This window comes from Kineothrix sp. MB12-C1 (assembly GCF_030863805.1).
GTDB lineage: Bacteria > Bacillota > Clostridia > Lachnospirales > Lachnospiraceae > Kineothrix.
Window position 1 is genome coordinate 3,426,995 of sequence record NZ_CP132957.1, and the last position, 16,100, is coordinate 3,443,094.

Annotated in this window: 15 protein-coding genes, 1 tRNA gene and 1 riboswitch; of the genes, 15 read left to right on the forward strand and 1 reads right to left on the reverse strand. The window is 40.7% G+C overall.

Translation table 11 applies throughout. From position 1 onward, the window contains the following. Nucleotides 1-75: 75 nt before the first annotated feature. Entirely contained in the window at nt 76-2,796 is a 2,721-nt protein-coding gene (mgtA, locus tag RBB56_RS15710) for a magnesium-translocating P-type ATPase (RefSeq protein ID WP_306719911.1), read from the reverse strand. Nucleotides 2,797-3,331: 535 nt separating this feature from the next. Then, nucleotides 3,332-3,490: riboswitch (M-box (ykoK) riboswitch) on the reverse strand. A 404-nt stretch (nt 3,491-3,894) separates the two neighbouring features. Between mgtA and nth the strand changes: the two genes are divergently transcribed. The 15 genes from nth to RBB56_RS15785 all read left to right on the forward strand — a co-directional run bounded on the left by nth (nt 3,895) and on the right by RBB56_RS15785 (nt 16,013). Continuing rightward, entirely contained in the window at nt 3,895-4,539 is a 645-nt protein-coding gene (gene nth, locus RBB56_RS15715) for an endonuclease III (RefSeq protein WP_306719912.1), read from the forward strand. Nucleotides 4,540-4,713: 174 nt separating this feature from the next. Then, a complete protein-coding gene (gene nrdR, locus RBB56_RS15720; protein ID WP_306719913.1) occupies nt 4,714-5,166 on the forward strand; it encodes a transcriptional regulator NrdR in 453 nt (150 codons plus the stop codon). A gap of 362 nt (nt 5,167-5,528) precedes the next feature. Beyond that, the gene (locus tag RBB56_RS15725) at nt 5,529-7,019 is read left to right on the forward strand and encodes an ABC transporter substrate-binding protein (RefSeq protein WP_306719914.1); all 1,491 of its coding nucleotides are present in this window, start codon (nt 5,529-5,531) and stop codon (nt 7,017-7,019) included. 88 nt (nt 7,020-7,107) lie between these two features. Continuing rightward, nucleotides 7,108-8,052 (forward strand): ABC transporter permease, encoded by a 945-nt coding sequence (locus tag RBB56_RS15730; RefSeq protein WP_306719915.1) that lies wholly within the window; start codon nt 7,108-7,110, stop codon nt 8,050-8,052. 79 nt (nt 8,053-8,131) lie between these two features. Then, complete coding sequence (locus RBB56_RS15735) at nt 8,132-8,932, forward strand: ABC transporter permease (protein WP_306719916.1); 801 nt, start codon at nt 8,132-8,134, stop codon at nt 8,930-8,932. Further along, nucleotides 8,929-9,762: an ABC transporter ATP-binding protein gene (locus RBB56_RS15740; RefSeq protein ID WP_306719918.1), complete on the forward strand. Its 834-nt coding sequence runs from the start codon at nt 8,929-8,931 to the stop codon at nt 9,760-9,762. Before RBB56_RS15735 ends, RBB56_RS15740 begins: the two co-directional genes overlap by 4 nt. Nucleotides 9,763-9,781: 19 nt before the next feature. After that, a complete protein-coding gene (locus RBB56_RS15745; protein WP_306719919.1) occupies nt 9,782-10,525 on the forward strand; it encodes an ABC transporter ATP-binding protein in 744 nt (247 codons plus the stop codon). Nucleotides 10,526-10,753: 228 nt separating this feature from the next. Beyond that, nucleotides 10,754-11,152, forward strand: coding sequence for a hypothetical protein (locus tag RBB56_RS15750; protein ID WP_306719920.1), 399 nt, complete (start codon nt 10,754-10,756; stop codon nt 11,150-11,152). Nucleotides 11,153-11,574: 422 nt separating this feature from the next. Further along, complete coding sequence (locus RBB56_RS15755; RefSeq protein ID WP_306722187.1) at nt 11,575-12,072, forward strand: YqeG family HAD IIIA-type phosphatase; 498 nt, start codon at nt 11,575-11,577, stop codon at nt 12,070-12,072. A 16-nt stretch (nt 12,073-12,088) separates the two neighbouring features. Continuing rightward, nucleotides 12,089-12,967 carry a shikimate dehydrogenase gene (gene aroE, locus RBB56_RS15760; RefSeq protein ID WP_306719921.1) on the forward strand — a complete coding sequence of 293 codons (879 nt, stop codon included), beginning with the start codon at nt 12,089-12,091 and terminating at the stop codon, nt 12,965-12,967. Continuing rightward, nucleotides 12,964-13,500, forward strand: coding sequence for a shikimate kinase (locus tag RBB56_RS15765; protein ID WP_306719922.1), 537 nt, complete (start codon nt 12,964-12,966; stop codon nt 13,498-13,500). Before aroE ends, RBB56_RS15765 begins: the two co-directional genes overlap by 4 nt. Beyond that, nucleotides 13,481-13,924 (forward strand): type II 3-dehydroquinate dehydratase, encoded by a 444-nt coding sequence (gene aroQ, locus RBB56_RS15770; RefSeq protein WP_306719923.1) that lies wholly within the window; start codon nt 13,481-13,483, stop codon nt 13,922-13,924. Before RBB56_RS15765 ends, aroQ begins: the two co-directional genes overlap by 20 nt. 59 nt (nt 13,925-13,983) lie before the next feature. Further along, the gene (gene efp, locus RBB56_RS15775; protein WP_306719924.1) at nt 13,984-14,541 is read left to right on the forward strand and encodes an elongation factor P; all 558 of its coding nucleotides are present in this window, start codon (nt 13,984-13,986) and stop codon (nt 14,539-14,541) included. A gap of 285 nt (nt 14,542-14,826) precedes the next feature. Next, nucleotides 14,827-15,810: a DUF5688 family protein gene (locus RBB56_RS15780; RefSeq protein WP_306719925.1), complete on the forward strand. Its 984-nt coding sequence runs from the start codon at nt 14,827-14,829 to the stop codon at nt 15,808-15,810. Nucleotides 15,811-15,941: 131 nt separating this feature from the next. Then, nucleotides 15,942-16,013: transfer RNA gene (locus tag RBB56_RS15785), tRNA-Arg, on the forward strand. Nucleotides 16,014-16,100 lie beyond the last annotated feature (87 nt).

Here is a 16,100-nt window from a genome sequence, read left to right on the forward strand (position 1 = left end):
TTGATGAAATAGTGTATGAGGTTTTCCATTTTGCCTTTCTCGGTAACTTTATTCATATTCAAGTTGTCTTTTTATTTACAATAATTCTCCATACTTATGGACAAATATTTTTTTAAATATGGTAGCAAGGGCCATATATAGGAATATGGTCAATACGAGCCATGCAAAGTAAACAGCAGGCAAGGGAGACAGACCGATTGCGGTTCCGAATCCGGTGAAAGGGATAATGCTTAATATAGCAATACCGGCGAAGGTAAGCAGTGTTACAGGAGCAGAAGCGCGGCTCTGAATAAAAGGGATTTGAGGTGTGCGAAGCATGTGAATAACAAGTGTCTGTGTCCACATAGATTCCACGAACCATCCGGCCTGAAATACTGCAATAAATAGTGCTTTTGTGGATGGATCAGTAATTTGATGGAAATATAGCCCGCCGCATACTGCGGGACAAATAATAAAATACATGAGTAAATAGGTGGTGATATCAAATACAGAGCTTGTAGGGCCGATCCAAAGCATAAATTTTCCGATGTTAGATGCGTCCCATTTGCGGGGTATTTTTAGATAATCTGCATCCACATTGTCCCATGGGATTGCGGTACAGGATAAATCATAAATAAGGTTGAGTAGAATCAGGTGAATACTCATCATGGGCATAAATGGCAGGAATATGCTGGCAATGAGTATGCTGAATATATTGCCGAAGTTGGAACTGGCGGTCATTTTAATATACTTAATCATATTGGCGTAGGTTTTACGTCCGTTAATAATACCTTTTTCTAATACCATCAGATCTTTTTCTAATAAAACGATATCAGCACTTTCTTTAGCAATATCAACGGCTGTATCTACGCTGATACCTACATCAGATGCTTTCATTGCAGCCGCATCATTGATACCGTCACCCATGTAACCAACACTGTGACCATTTTCCCGAAGAGAAGTAATTACACGAGCTTTTTGTTGCGGGGACAGCTTAGCGAATACATTGATTGTTTCGGCTTCTTCACGCAATCTAGTATCGCTCATATTATCCAAGTCTGAACCGAGCAAAATGCGGTCAACAGGGATACCTACTTGGCGGCAGATACACTTGGTTACTTTTTCATTATCACCGGTGAGAATTTTCACTTCCACACCGTGTTCATTGAGCGCCTGAATTGCAGCGGAGGCTGTTTTTTTCGGCGGATCAAGGAAGGCGAGATAGCCTATCAGAACCATATCGGATTCATCCGCTACACTAAAGGTGCCTACAGGAGAGGGATTGGACTTTTTGGCTACGGCGATAACGCGCATTCCATCTTCGTTCAAAGCATCCACTTTTTGTAGAATATATTTCTTAATACTATCGGTTAATGGATGGATAGTTCTATTATCTTCGATATAGGAGCAAATAGATAATATTTCTTCAACGGCTCCTTTGGTAATCATGAGTAGTTCGCCGTTTTGAACGACAACGCTCATACGGCGGCGCTCGAAGTCAAAAGGGATTTCATCCACCTTGATAAACTTATCAGTAAGGCCTTTTAATTCCTCAACCGTTTCCTGTTCTGCCTGTGCCCGTTCGATAATGGCAATGTCCATAAGATTCTTCAACCCCGTCTGATAATAGCTGTTGAGGAATGCATAACGAAGTACACGCTTATCCTCCCTGGCATGGATATCGAGATGGTATTGTAATACGACTTTATCCATAGTCAGTGTTCCGGTTTTGTCGGTACACAGGATATCCATAGAACCAAGGTTTTGGATGGAGTTTAAGTTCTTAATTATAGTCTTTTCCTTCGACATGGCAACAGCGCCTTTAGCAAGGCAGGTGGTAATAATCATAGGCAGCATTTCTGGGGTCAGTCCTACAGCGATGGAAATAGCGAATAGAACAGCTTCCATCCAATTGCCCTTCGTGAAACCATTAATGAATAGAACGATTGGAACCATCACCAGCATGAATCGGATGAGAAGCCACGAAATGGAGTTCACTCCTTTCTCGAATCCGGTCTGTATCGGTTTTTCGCTCACATTTTTTGTCATATCTCCGAATAAAGTATCATCACCTGTAGCAACGATAACGCCTTTGGCAGTACCGCTGATAACGTTACTTCCCATGAAGGCAAGGTTAGGGGATTCGGTTATTGTGTCATAGTTTTCGGTATATGCATCGTAAGTTTTCTCTATGGCGGTGCTTTCACCGGTTAAGGCTGATTGGCTGATGAATAAGTCTTTGGCATAAAGAATACGCATATCGGCAGGAATGATATCACCCGCAGCAAGATGCACGATATCGCCCACCACAATATCCTCGAGAGGAATTTCGGCGGTGCCGGTTTCCGGGCGTTCTACGTTAGTTGTAGTTTTTATCATTTTCAGTAGCTTTTCAGTGGCATTACCACTTTTGGTTTCCTGTATGAAGCGTAGAAAGCCTGAACTTATTACCATCGTCATAATGATAATAACTGTTGTAGGTGTTTCGGCCCCGGATTCAGCTAAGATGATATCAGTGAAAAGTGATACCAGAGCCAGTATGAATAGGATAGCGGTAAACGGATTGATAAAAGCTTCTCCAAGTCTTCGAATAAGAGATGCCTTTTTTCCATGGCTAATATTGTTATCACCATATTTGATACGAGATTCCTCTACAAGGGTTTGGTTTAATCCGTTCATCGTAGTTCCCAGCTTTTGAAGTAAAGCATCGCTGTCTTTCGTGACTGCAAGATGTAATCTATGATTGATTTCATTACGATATGCGGTATCGACAGTCGTCTTACGGTTTGTTACTTTATTGTTTTTCATTTTCTGCATTGGTTTGTACCTCCATTTTGATATTTTTAATTACTTAGAAGTACAGCCCATGTCATAACGGGGTATTATATTGCCTTCATAAGACAGAATGGGACCGACGGCCATTCTGCTTCTTTATTTGGTGCCACCCGTTAGGATCAGGGCTGCATTTACCTTCAGGTTCCATTCTGTCCTCACCTCCTTTATTAGGAAAATTTTACTTATGCTCTGTACGCGTAGTTGCGCATCCACTTTTATGTAATAGGAGCACTTTCCTATTACATAAAAAAAGCCACCGTATGGAAAGAACAATCCAAACGATGGCATAAAAATGCATACAATGACTTTATATCAACAGTTTATACGCATGTTGCGGTGGGAATGAATGCATAGCAACAGCACACCTGATGATATAGGCGCATTTTTACAATATCCATCATTTGATCGATATTTTTGACTATGACTACTATCCATTTCCTCACCTCCCTATAGAATAAAAAAAAGCCAACGCATAAACGATGGCAAAGAATAAAGTTCCAAATATATAGGAAACAGTTCTATACGTCATCGTTCAAGCTTTAACTTCGCAGGGCAATGTTATTGCACTATTCTATGCCTTAAGTTCGACATAGACTGTTGGCCTTCTCATGGTGTCTCCACCACTTCGCGGCAGCAATCCGTATCCCTGCGGTAGCCTCACCTACCGAAACGGTTATGTATTAAGCATATACATATATTTTCTGATTGTCAAGTGTGCAGCATTTTTGTATGTATATTTCAGAACAGTGCCGTTTACTGCAATTTTCATTTTAGCGAACTGTGCATCCTGCACGGAGTGCTTTTATTCTATAGGAGCAATACTTTTATATTTTAATGTAGCAAGGTCTTTCCTAATAAAACGAGACAGTGACTGAAGCCTAAGCACTCAGTCACTGTCTCTTCCCCTTTTACAAGAATTATTATATCTCGACACAATATTGCTGTAAAGTGTAAGGCATCGCGTGAAATTATTAAAAATTATGATTTTATCCCGATCCGGTTTCATTTTTCTTATTGCAATGCTATAATCAATGATATTCTTGATAGTTTTATTTATAAGGAAGAGGTATGGGAACTTAGATGACCAAACAAAAGACAAAGCAAATATTAGAAGTATTGGATAAAGAATATGGAGTAACCAAAGACGGGTTTTTTCATGAGAAGGATTGGCAGCTTCTGATTGCAATTATGCTTAGCGCACAAAGTACGGATAAGCAGGTAGAGGAAACGCTTCCGGAGTTGTGGAGAACATTTCCGGGAATAGAGGCGATAGCTGAGGCACCGTTAGAAATGATTGAGCAGTCAATCAAAAGTGTCGGACTTTATAAAGTAAAGGCGAAAAATATGCAGAAGTGTTGTCGTCAGTTGATAGAGCAGCATGGGGGCAAGGTACCTGTAACGATAGAAGAATTGACTCATTTAGCAGGAGTGGGGAGGAAGACTGCCACTCTGTTTCTGGCAGATTTCTATGAGATACCGGGAGTGACGGTGGATACACATGTATTTCGCATTGCGAAACGTCTGGGATGGGCGGTAGGAAAGAATCCGCTGGAAGTGGAGAAGGAGTTGATGAAAGCTCTGCCCAAGGAGCATTGGAATCGTATTAACTTCCAGCTAATCTACCTCGGAAGAAGTATATGTACGGCGCGAAAAAGCCATTGTGAAGATTGTATCTTGGAGCAATGGTGTGAGATGCATATAGAATCTCCAAGCAAGAGGAAATAGGTATTAAGTATGTTACTGTTCAGACCGCGTCGTGTACCCTTTTTCACGGCATCGGACTCATAAGTATTGCTCAGTTGACATAAATTGTTATTTTGAATATAATGATATCATTGATGTTGGGGTCAAAAGGTATTTTGTCCCCATGATATAGATAGAAAGCGGAGGGGTTTATTTATGAAATGTCCTTTTTGTGGTCATGAAAATACGCGGGTTATCGACTCAAGACCGGCGGAAGATAATAATTCCATAAGACGCCGTCGTGTATGCGATGAGTGTGGCAAGCGTTTTACCACTTATGAGAAGATTGAGACGATTCCGCTTATTATTATTAAGAAAGATAACAACAGAGAGACCTATGATCGTTCTAAGATAGAAGCTGGTGTGCTTCGGGCATGTCATAAGCGTCCTGTTAGTGCGAATGAAATCAACCAATTGGTAGATGGAGTCGAGACGGATATTTTCAATATGGAAGAGAAGGAAATTCCCAGCCAGGTTGTCGGAGAGCTGGTTATGAATAAGCTGAAAAATCTGGATGCAGTTGCTTATGTGAGATTTGCCTCGGTGTACAGAGAATTTAAGGATATTAATACTTTTATGGATGAACTGAAAAAGGTTCTTGATAAATAACAGTGGTTTTGATGATGAGATGAAAATTATCTGCATTGGAATGATATTCTGATGCAGATATTTTTTATTCTATAGGAAAAGTCTTGTTACATTAAAGTATAAAAGTGTTAATCCTATAGAATAAAAGCACTCTGTGCAGGATGCGCAGCTACGCGCGCGGAACAAAAGCTGTGCGGCCAAAGCTTTCAGCTGCGGGAGTGGGTAAGCACACTTTTGTTCTTTTATAGGATTGTACGATATTTAATACTTGCATTTTGAAAAAAAATTTTATACAATAAAACGACAATTAAATATAGACGAAGAAAAGGAAGGAACCGAAACACATGAAAAGTAAAGGAATAACAAAGTTTTTTTCAGTGTTTATGTTAACAACACTGACTATTGCACTGAGCGGATGTTCAGGTGATAAGGCAGGCGAGAATTCTTCTAAGATTACGATTGGAATACTTCAGGACATTGAGGATAGTCTTGACCCCCATAAGGCAGTGGCGGCAGGAACTAAAGAGGTATTTTTCAATATGTTTGAAGGTCTGGTGAAACCAGATGAGAACGGTAATATTATTCCCGCTGTAGCTAGTGATTATCACCCCTCGGATGATGGTAAAGTGTACACATTTACTCTGAGAAAAGGAATTAAATTTCACGATGGAAGCCCGGTTACGGTGGAGGATATTAAGTATTCGATTGATAAATGCGCCGATACCAGTAACGGAGAACCACTGATAGCGGCGTTTTCTAATATAGAGAGCGTGAACATTCTGGATGAAGAAACGGTAGAAATCGTATTGAAGGAAGCTGATACAGAGTTTGCGGTATTTTTGGCAAATGTGACGGCAGCAATTATTCCGGCATCCAATGAAAGTCCCGATACGAATCCAATAGGAACGGGGCCATACAAATACGTTTCCAGATCTCCTCAAGAGAACTTTATTATGGAACAATATGATGAGTATTGGGGTGAAGGTGCACATATTAAGAATGTAATTTTAAAAGTACGTTCTAGTGCGGATTCTTATGTTATGGATTTGGAGGGGGGATCTGTAGATATGATTGCCCGCATAACAGCGACGCAGGCGGCAGAACTGTCGGATGAGTTCAATGTATTAGAAGGAACGATGAACCTGGTACAAGCTCTGTATTTGAATAATGCAGCGGAACCTTTTCAAGATGTGAGGGTAAGACAGGCTCTTTGTTATGCTGTTGATCCGCAGGAAATTATGGACTTTGTATCGGATGGAAAAGGAACAGAAATCGGAAGCAGTATGTTTCCGACTTTTGAGAAGTATTATGTGGAAGAATTGAAGGATACTTATTCTAAAGATGTTGAAAAGGCGAAAGCACTTCTTGCCGAAGCAGGATATCCGGATGGTTTTTCCTTTACGATTACAGTACCATCCAATTATCAGCAGCATGTGGACACAGCCCAGGTTCTTGTGGAAGAATTCAAGGCGATTGGAGTCAATGCAGAGATTCAGTTAATCGAGTGGGATAGCTGGTTAAGCGATGTATATGCAGGAAGAAATTACGAATCAACAGTGATAGGTGTAGATGCCTCCAGCTTAACGGCACGAGCGCTATTAGAGCGTTTCGACTCCTCTGCGTCCAATAACTTTATCAACTTCGGCAATGCGGAATATGATGCTGCTTTGCAGGCAGCGATGGACAGCGTTGATGATGAGGAAAAGACACAGTATTATAAAGAGTGCCAACGTATACTGGCGCAAGAGGCGGCGAATGTTTATATTCAGGATTTGCCGGAGTTTGTAGCCATTAATAAGAAGTTCGCAGGCTACACCTTCTATCCGCTTTATGTGCAGGATTTCTCTAAGCTATATATTGTGGAAGATAAGTAATGTTACTGCTCACAGATGATATTCCGCCAGGTGTTCCCGGCACGATGCGCCGGGAATCCCGAGTTTGAAGGATAGGAGGAAGAAAGGAATGAAATATATCGGGAAAAAGCTCATTATGATGGCAGCTACCTTGATTGCCGTTTCCTTTTTTGTTTTCCTATCCTTTTTTATTATGTCGGGTGACCCGGTTACTTCCATGCTTGGAACGGAAGCCACCCCTGAAAAGGTGGAGGCGCTTCGGGAAGAGTTGGGATTAAATGCTCCGTTTTTTACCCAATATTTCAGATGGGCGACTTCATTCTTAAAAGGAGATATGGGAATTTCCTATAGTTATCATATACCTGTGACTGCCATGGTTGCAGATAAGATACCGGTCACACTCGCTTTGAGCGGATTGGCATTTCTTATGATGTTATTGCTTGCAGTACCGCTTGGGATATACACGGCGAAGCATGAAGGCGGTTTGGCAGATAGGGTTATTTATATATTGAACCAAGTGATGATGGCGATTCCTCCTTTTTTTGCCGGAATCCTTATTACTTTTTTATTTGGACGAGTTTTCAGATGGTTTACCCCGGGCGGTTATGTGTCCTATAAGGATGACTTTGGACAATTTATCGGCTATATGTTCTTCCCCGCACTTGCGATTGCCCTGCCGAAGATGGCGATGGCAGTTAAGCTTCTTAGAAGCTCTGTAATCGGAGAAGTGAAAAAGGATTATGTAAGAACAGCTTTCAGCAGGGGAAACAGGAGTAATCAAGTATTCTATAGCCATATTTTAAAAAATGCAGTTATTCCGGTTATTACATTTTTAGGGATGGCGCTTGCGGATATGGTGGCAGGAAGTATTATTATCGAGCAGGTATTCAGTATTCCCGGCTTAGGAAGGATTCTGCTGACGTCTATTTCCAATCGGGATTATCCGGTGGTGGAAGCGATTATTATCTGTATTGCATTTATTGTAGTTGTCATCAATCTACTGGTAGATATTGTTTATCGATTGATAGATCCGAGAATATCTGCGGAGGAATAAGAGTAACAGTTCAATCATCAACACCGCGAAGCAGAAGGCTGAGCGGTAACGGATAGGATAAAGGTTCGAAACGACAATTATGAGGAGAAAAAAGAAGAATTACAACTTGATAGCCGGAAGTACTCTGACTGGAATGATGCTTTTTTTTATTGTCATCGGCTTTTTTTATACACCTTATGATCCCAACGCTATGGATGCAACGGCAAAGTTTGCAGGGATTTCGTGGAAACATTGGATGGGGGCGGATAATTTCGGAAGAGATGTATTTAGCCGCGTGCTGCAAGGCAGTGCCACTACATTTTTCGTCGCATTATGGACTGTTCTTATCGGTACGGTCTGCGGCGTGCTTTTAGGGACTGTTACAGGATATTATGGGGGTATTTTGGATGATATCCTTATGAGGATCAACGATGCTATTTTCGCTTTTCCCAGCTTATTGCTTGCTCTTGTCTTCATCAGTATTCTGGGACCGGGGAAAAATAATGTGATTGCAGCACTTGGCATTGCGTTTATTCCCAGCTTCGCCCGTATTGTGCGGGGAGAGTTCCTGAAGCACCGGAATATGGATTATGTGAAAAGTGCGAAGCTGCAAGGAGCAGGGGATTTGCGGATTATGTTCGTGCATATCTTGCCTAATGTTATGCCGGTATTGCTTTCGGCCGTTATGATTGGATTTAACAATGCGGTGCTTGCAGAGGCGGGTATGAGTTATCTGGGAATCGGCGTGCAGCCCCCGGAAGCGAGTCTTGGGCGTATGTTGTCGGAGGCTCAGTCCTACTTATTTACAGCGCCTGCATATGCGGTATTTCCCGGGCTTGTGATTATACTTATGGTGCTTGGTTTTAGCTTGCTTGGCGAAGGAATCGGAGAGAAGGAATGACGGAAAGAAGAGCTCCACTACTGGAAGTAAAAGATTTGCATATAGAATTTCACGACCATCTCATTCCCGAGACTGTTGTATATGACTTCAACTTGACCGTAGAGGAAGGGGAGATTGTCGGTATTGTAGGAGAGTCCGGCTCCGGGAAGTCTATGACCGCCCTGGCGATTGCCGGACTTTTAAGCCGCCATGATATGGAGAAGCGAGGGCAAATTTTATATGGAGGCATCGATTTACTTCACTGTCCGCGAGTGCAGCTTCGCAGACTTCAGGGCAATGAGATTGGTATGGTATTTCAAGAGCCTATGACCTCTTTGAATCCTGTAAAGAGAATTGGCTGGCAAGTAGAGGAAAGTCTGCATATTCATACGAAACTTACAAAAGAGGAACGAAGGAAAGCAGCCATAGATATTCTTACACAGGTGGAAATTGCTGAGCCGGAGAAAGTATATCGTATGTATCCTCACGAACTTTCAGGGGGAATGCGGCAAAGAGTAATGCTTGCCTGCGCAGTTATCTGTGAGCCGAGCTTGTTAGTAGCGGATGAACCGACTACGGCTTTGGATGTAACGATACAGGCACAGATCGTAAAGCTGCTCAAAAAGATAAATAAAGAGAAAAAGATGGCAATCTTATTTATTTCGCATGATTTAAGTTTGGTGAGTCAACTGTGTGAAAGAGTAGTGGTAATGCAAGGCGGGTATATTGTGGAGATGGGAAGTGCGGAAGAAATTTTTCATAATCCCAAAGAAGAATATACGAGAAGACTGATAGCGGCAATCCCAAAATGTGAGAAGAAACATAACAGTGATGGTGCTGAACTGTTATGAAGAAACAGGAGTAAAGAAGATGCAGACTGAAAATATTCTTGCCGTTAGCGATGTAAACGTATCTTATAAAAAGAAGGCAGAGGTACTAAAAAATATTTCCTTTGAAATGAAACGGGGAGAGATTCTGGGTCTCGTAGGCGAGAGCGGTTGCGGGAAATCCACATTAGCCAAAGCAATTCTTAATATTTTAAAGCCTGAGAGTGGGGAAATTGTATATCACTCTGTTTATCCCGAACGGATATTCCGTCCTCAGATGGTATTTCAGGACCCTTATAGTTCCTTGAATCCGGCTAAAAAGGTTGGATGGATACTAGAGGAGCCTCTGCGGCTAAAAGGTGGGATTCCTAAGGAGAAACGCCGGCAAATGGTATACGAAATGTTGAGAAAAACAGGACTTGATGAAAGTTTTGCTGAGCGTTATCCGAGTCAGTTATCCGGAGGGCAGAGACAACGAATTGCTATTGCGGGAGCGCTTATGCTAGAGCCGGAACTTCTGATTGCGGACGAGCCCGTATCGGCACTTGATGTGACCATACAGGCACAGGTGGTAGAACTCTTAATGAAGCTTCACCGAGATATGAATCTATCTGTACTTTTTATTTCTCATGATTTACGCATTGTTTATCAGATATGTGATCGTGTAATTATTATGAACCACGGAGAAATTGTGGAGAGTGGAACCGTGGACGAAGTATACTTCTCACCACAGCACGAATATACGAAAACACTGCTATATGCGGCGGGAATTCGACAAGAATCTTAGATTTTACTTAATTTGCTATTGAAAAAATGTAAAAATAATAGTAAAATAGTACTACGAAGACTAAAGGAAATTAGTATTATGTACGATAATTATAGTAAGAATATATGCGGAAACATGATACATCAGATAGTAACTGTTCGCAGGTCTACGCATTTGCTGCGCTCACCGTAAGAACGCATATAACTGCGGGGGGTACTGAACAGTTGCATAAGATATAGAAAAGGAAAGGTGGTGAGAGTTGTGAGGATGACAGAAATTGTCGGAATGCCAAGATCCTATGATGTAGGAACGATGCAGCCGAAGAAAGTTATAGAAGATATTAGCGTACAGCCCGATAATAAAACTCCTGATTCCCCCGACTACTCTCCGAATGAACTTACACTTGATAAGTCCAGGGATTTAAGACGTACGATTACTGATTTCGATAACATATCGCTTACCTTTAATAAAGAAGAAACCTTTGATTATATAGGAAGTGAAAGCAGTTTGGCTAATTTGGATATGCAGAAGGCGATATCGGATATGCGCAGAGATAAGATATTTGAAGAATACCAATATTTCGTGGGCAGTAAGCCCGATTTAGAAATTGGCGGCGAAGTGGACGGAACGGTTGTTTTGAAAAAGTAAAGATATTGGCTACCATGTTGATTTTATTCAGCATGGTAGCCTTTTTTCTTTAATAGAAAAGTGCTTCTATTAAAGAACCGATTAATGCGCAGCTACGCGCGCGGAACAAAAGCTGTGCTGTAAAATGTTTAAACCGCGAGAGTGGGCGCAGCACACTTTTGTTCTTGATTCGGGCGGATTCCTTTGTTAAGATAGAAGAGACAATAAAGGGTTACCATGAAGCTGACAGGCTGAAGCAGTAATCGATAAAAAAAGAAAGGGTAACTATTCAGCAGGTCTGCGCATTTACTGCGCTGACCGTAAGAATACTTGGGAAAGCAAGTGAAAAACCCATCACCAAAGGTGATTTAATGGATTTTCACAAAGCAATCTTTGCTTTTGTAAATGTGAGGGTACTGAACAGTTACGAGGACGGAACAAATATGTTAAAGAGATTCTACCCTGATGAGTATGTGGCGTCTGCCTATGAGATTGATTTTAAGAAACTATACGATAACGGCTGTCGGGGAATTATCTTTGATATTGATAATACGCTCGTACCTCACGGGGCTCCTGCAGATGAAAAAAGCAAGGAGTTCATTGCGTATCTGAGAGCAATTGGTTATCGTGTGATGCTTTTATCCAATAATAAGGAACCCAGAGTAAAATCATTTAATGATGTAGTGGGTGCAGAATATATTTATAAGGCGGGCAAGCCGTCCGTGGGTAATTACAAAAAAGCGATGGAGCGGATGAATACGAAGAAAGAGAATACACTTTTTGTAGGAGATCAGATTTTCACGGATATCTGGGGGGCAAATAGAGTGGGACTAAGAACTTATCTGGTAAAGCCGATTCATCCGAAAGAGGAGATACAAATTGTTTTAAAACGTTATTTGGAGAAGATTGTTTTATTTTTCTATAACAGATATAGGAAGTAAGGAGAAAGTAACGGCGATGAGACAAATAGATGGATATACAAAGACTTGCGGATTGATCGGTAATCCGGTGGAACATACGATGTCACCCGTGATTCATAATACCTTAGCGCAGAGGGAAGGGAGGAATCTGGTATATGTCCCTTTGCGTGTGGAAAAAGGAGGTTTAAAGGCCGCGGTGGAAGGAGCCTATGCACTTAATATGTTCGGATTGAATGTGACGGTGCCTTATAAGAGTGAGGTAATTGATTCTCTTACCGGCATAGATGAGATGGCACAGAAGATTGGTGCAGTGAATACTTTGGTGCGGACGGAGACAGGATTCCGGGGTTATAATACTGATATGATGGGGCTTTACCGGGCCATGTGCAGTGAAAATATTGTGATAGAAGGAGAAGATATCATAATTCTCGGAGCAGGTGGGGCTGCTCGGGCTGTGGCATATATGTGTGCCATAAAGGGAGCAGGAAGTGTTTACTTATTGAACCGTACACTTCATAAGGCAGAGCTTGTGGCCTCGGAAGTGAATCAGGTGCTTGGAGTCGATATTATAAAGCCCATGAAAATAGCAGATTATGATAAACTGCCAGGTGAAAAGAAGTATCTTGCTATTCAGGCGACCAGTGTGGGGTTGTATCCTGATGTGGAAGATGCAGTAATTACGGATAAGGATTTTTATGAAAAAATACATACCGGCTTTGATTTGATTTATAAGCCGGCCAATACAAAGTTCATGATGCTTGTAAAAGAAGCTGGCGGACAGGCTTTTCATGGACTGAAAATGTTGTTGTATCAGGGTGTAATTGCATATGAACTGTGGAATAATATTACGGTGGAAGAAGAGGATGCATTGTTAGTGTACGGGAAGATGAAAGAGGCAATGGGAATTGAAGAATGAGAAATAATATAATTTTAATTGGTTTTATGGGTTGTGGTAAGACGAGCGTAGGTGTCCGCCTATCCTATCTTTTGAAAAAGGCGATGACAGACACGGATAAGATGATTGAACGCCTGAATGAGCAAACAGTGGCGGAGATATTTGAAAGATATGGAGAGGGAACCTTTCGTCAGATGGAGACTGAATGTCTGCAGAAACTTCTACAGGAGCCGGAGGGGCAGATTATATCGGTAGGAGGTGGCCTTCCGATAAGGAGTGAGAATCAGGAACTTCTTAAACAATTGGGCTTGGTCATTTATCTTAGGGTAACAGCTAAGACCGTATGTGAGAGGCTGTCCGGAGATATGAGCCGCCCTCTTTTGCAAGGGGAGAATCCTGAACAAAGGGTACAAGAGCTTCTGGAAAAGAGAACACCGATATATGAAAGCATTGCGGATATTGTTATCGATGTGGATGAGAAGAGCTTTGATGTTATTTTATCGGAAGTTGTGGAGAAAATGGAGGAAAGAAGCGATGAACCTGCTTGTAATTAATGGGCCGAATATTAATTTTCTCGGTATCAGGGAAAAAAGTGTTTATGGAACGAAGGACTATAATGGTCTTTTGGAGATGATTGCGAAGAAGGGGGAAGAGACCGGATGTAGGATAGAAGTATTCCAAAGCAATCATGAAGGGGCGATTATTGACCGTATTCAAGACTCTTATTTCGATGAAACGGAGGGAATTATTATTAATCCCGGTGCCTATACTCACTATAGTTATGCGATAAGAGATGCCTTGGCAAGTATAACTGTACCAAAAGTGGAAATACATATTTCTGATATTACAAAAAGAGAAGAGTTTCGGAAAGTATCCGTAACAGCTCCTGTTTGTGACAAACAGATATATGGACATGGGTTGGACGGTTATTTGGAGGCGATTGATTTCTGTCTTTTGGAAAAAACAGTTGAAAAATGATGGCTTTTAGTATAAACTGTTATAGAATTATAACGTGAAAATTTTAGGAGGAATATTTTATGATTTCTGCAGGTGATTTCAGAAATGGTATTACTATTGAGTTAGATAATAATATTTACCAGATTATTGAGTTCCAGCATGTAAAACCGGGTAAAGGAGCGGCGTTCGTAAGAACTAAGCTGAGAAATATTAGAAGTGGAGGTGTAATCGAAAAGACCTTCAGACCTACAGAGAAATTCCCGCAGGCACGTATCGATAGAAAAGATATGCAGTATTTATATTCAGATGGAGATTTATTCCACTTTATGGACGTTGCAACCTATGAGCAGATTGCCCTCAATGAGGAGGCGATTGGAGACGCTCTTAAGTTCGTAAAAGAGAATGAAATGGTAAAAGTATGTTCCCACAATGGAAACGTATTTGATGTGGAACCCCCTCTGTTTGTAGAACTGGAGATTACAGAAACTGAACCCGGATTCAAGGGAGATACCGCAACGGGAGCAACGAAACCAGCTATCGTGGAGACCGGAGCAACCGTATACGTTCCTCTATTCGTAGAACAGAACGATGTAATCAAAATCGATACCAGAACAGGAGATTACCTCTCCAGAGTATAGGTATTGCTATCATTTAAGCTTATAAGACAATGAGAAGATGAATTCTCGTTGTCTTTTTTTATTCTATAGGAAAGACCTTGGTACATTAAGGTGCAGAGGTGCTAATCCCATAGAATAAAAGCACTCCGTGCAGTATGCGCAGCTCATAAAAATGAAAATTGCCGTGAATGACACTGCTCGCACGAAATACGAAATAAGAGTAAAAAATAGTAGTTGACGATACCGGGTAAAATTAGTGTCCGGTTAAAAGCACAATCTAAAAATTGGGAAGAAAGAGGGTTACATATGGAAATGATAGAATTTTGTAAAGGTGTGAAAAAGGAATTAGAGGTTTCTCTGGGAGAGGCAGCAGCTATTAGTATCAACCAGATTACTAAGAATAATGGAGTCGTTTTAAATAGTGTAGTAATAGCGAGAGAAGATAGGAATATTTCTCCGAATATTTATCTGGATGAATTCTATAAAGATTATAAGGAGGGAAGAGAATTTAAAGACATTATAGAAGAAATTCATCTCATTTATAAAGAAAGCCGGTTTCAAGGTAATCTGGATATGAGCTTTTTTCTGGACTATGGAAAGATGAAAAGCATGGTAGCATATAAAGTAATAGGATATGAAAGAAATAGGAAGATTTTAGAAGAAGTTCCGCATATTCGATTTCTTGATATGGCAATTGTATTTTATTGTAATATATCGGAGAAAGAACTGAATAATGCAACAATTTTAATTTATAATAATCATCTTGGAATATGGGGAATAACGCAAGAAGTATTATATAAGGATGCAAAGAGAAATACTAAAAAACTACTTCCTCCTCGTATTATTCCTATAGAACGAATGATGAGGGAAATCTTTTCAGAGGATTTAAAAAAAGAGTTTTCTACGGGTAAGATTGTGGAAGAGAACCTTATGCCGGATGAAGAATGGTTCGAAAATGCGGCGGAACAATTATTTTCTTCAGTAACGGAATACGATAGCAGTGGCAAAATGTTCGTTATGGGTAATGAGAGTAAGCTTTTTGGAGCAATTGCTATGATATATGATAGTACGCTGAAAGACTTTTCCGCACAGATTTCCAGCGATTTATTCATTCTGCCGAGTTCTATTCATGAAGTGATCTTAATACCGGATGACGGGAAACAGATAGCATACGAGCTGTGGCGGATGGTTTGTGAGATTAATGATACGCAGGTAGAACCGGAAGATGTGTTGACCGATGCCTTATATTATTACTCAAGAAAGAACAATAATATAAAAAAATTATATTAAAATCCAATTTTTTCCTATTCAATGTGTTCATAAAAAGTACACTAGACAATACGAAGCTGTTATGATATTATATCAGAGTGATGTAACAAATTTGTAATATATTATCAGTTTCATACGTAATCTCACTTTATGCACCCGTAGTCTAATGGATAGAACGGAGGCCTCCGACGCCTTTAATGCAGGTTCGATTCCTGCCGGGTGCATTACATCACTCTGAAATAATTGATAAAATTATATAACAAATGATAAAGTGATAGAGAGGAAAGAAAAACGGGGAAAAGAAAAGGCAG

Excerpts from the sequence above, each read along its gene's own strand:
- mgtA (WP_306719911.1), bottom strand. The coding sequence starts at position 2,796 with ATGCAGAAAATGAAAAACAATAAAGTAACAAACCGTAAGACGACTGTC.
- nth (WP_306719912.1), top strand. The coding sequence starts at position 3,895 with ATGACCAAACAAAAGACAAAGCAAATATTAGAAGTATTGGATAAAGAA.
- nrdR (WP_306719913.1), top strand. The coding sequence starts at position 4,714 with ATGAAATGTCCTTTTTGTGGTCATGAAAATACGCGGGTTATCGACTCA.
- RBB56_RS15725 (WP_306719914.1), top strand. The coding sequence starts at position 5,529 with ATGTTAACAACACTGACTATTGCACTGAGCGGATGTTCAGGTGATAAG.
- RBB56_RS15730 (WP_306719915.1), top strand. The coding sequence starts at position 7,108 with ATGAAATATATCGGGAAAAAGCTCATTATGATGGCAGCTACCTTGATT.
- RBB56_RS15735 (WP_306719916.1), top strand. The coding sequence starts at position 8,132 with ATGAGGAGAAAAAAGAAGAATTACAACTTGATAGCCGGAAGTACTCTG.
- RBB56_RS15740 (WP_306719918.1), top strand. The coding sequence starts at position 8,929 with ATGACGGAAAGAAGAGCTCCACTACTGGAAGTAAAAGATTTGCATATA.
- RBB56_RS15745 (WP_306719919.1), top strand. The coding sequence starts at position 9,782 with ATGCAGACTGAAAATATTCTTGCCGTTAGCGATGTAAACGTATCTTAT.
- RBB56_RS15755 (WP_306722187.1), top strand. The coding sequence starts at position 11,575 with ATGTTAAAGAGATTCTACCCTGATGAGTATGTGGCGTCTGCCTATGAG.
- aroE (WP_306719921.1), top strand. The coding sequence starts at position 12,089 with ATGAGACAAATAGATGGATATACAAAGACTTGCGGATTGATCGGTAAT.
- RBB56_RS15765 (WP_306719922.1), top strand. The coding sequence starts at position 12,964 with ATGAGAAATAATATAATTTTAATTGGTTTTATGGGTTGTGGTAAGACG.
- aroQ (WP_306719923.1), top strand. The coding sequence starts at position 13,481 with ATGAACCTGCTTGTAATTAATGGGCCGAATATTAATTTTCTCGGTATC.
- efp (WP_306719924.1), top strand. The coding sequence starts at position 13,984 with ATGATTTCTGCAGGTGATTTCAGAAATGGTATTACTATTGAGTTAGAT.
- RBB56_RS15780 (WP_306719925.1), top strand. The coding sequence starts at position 14,827 with ATGGAAATGATAGAATTTTGTAAAGGTGTGAAAAAGGAATTAGAGGTT.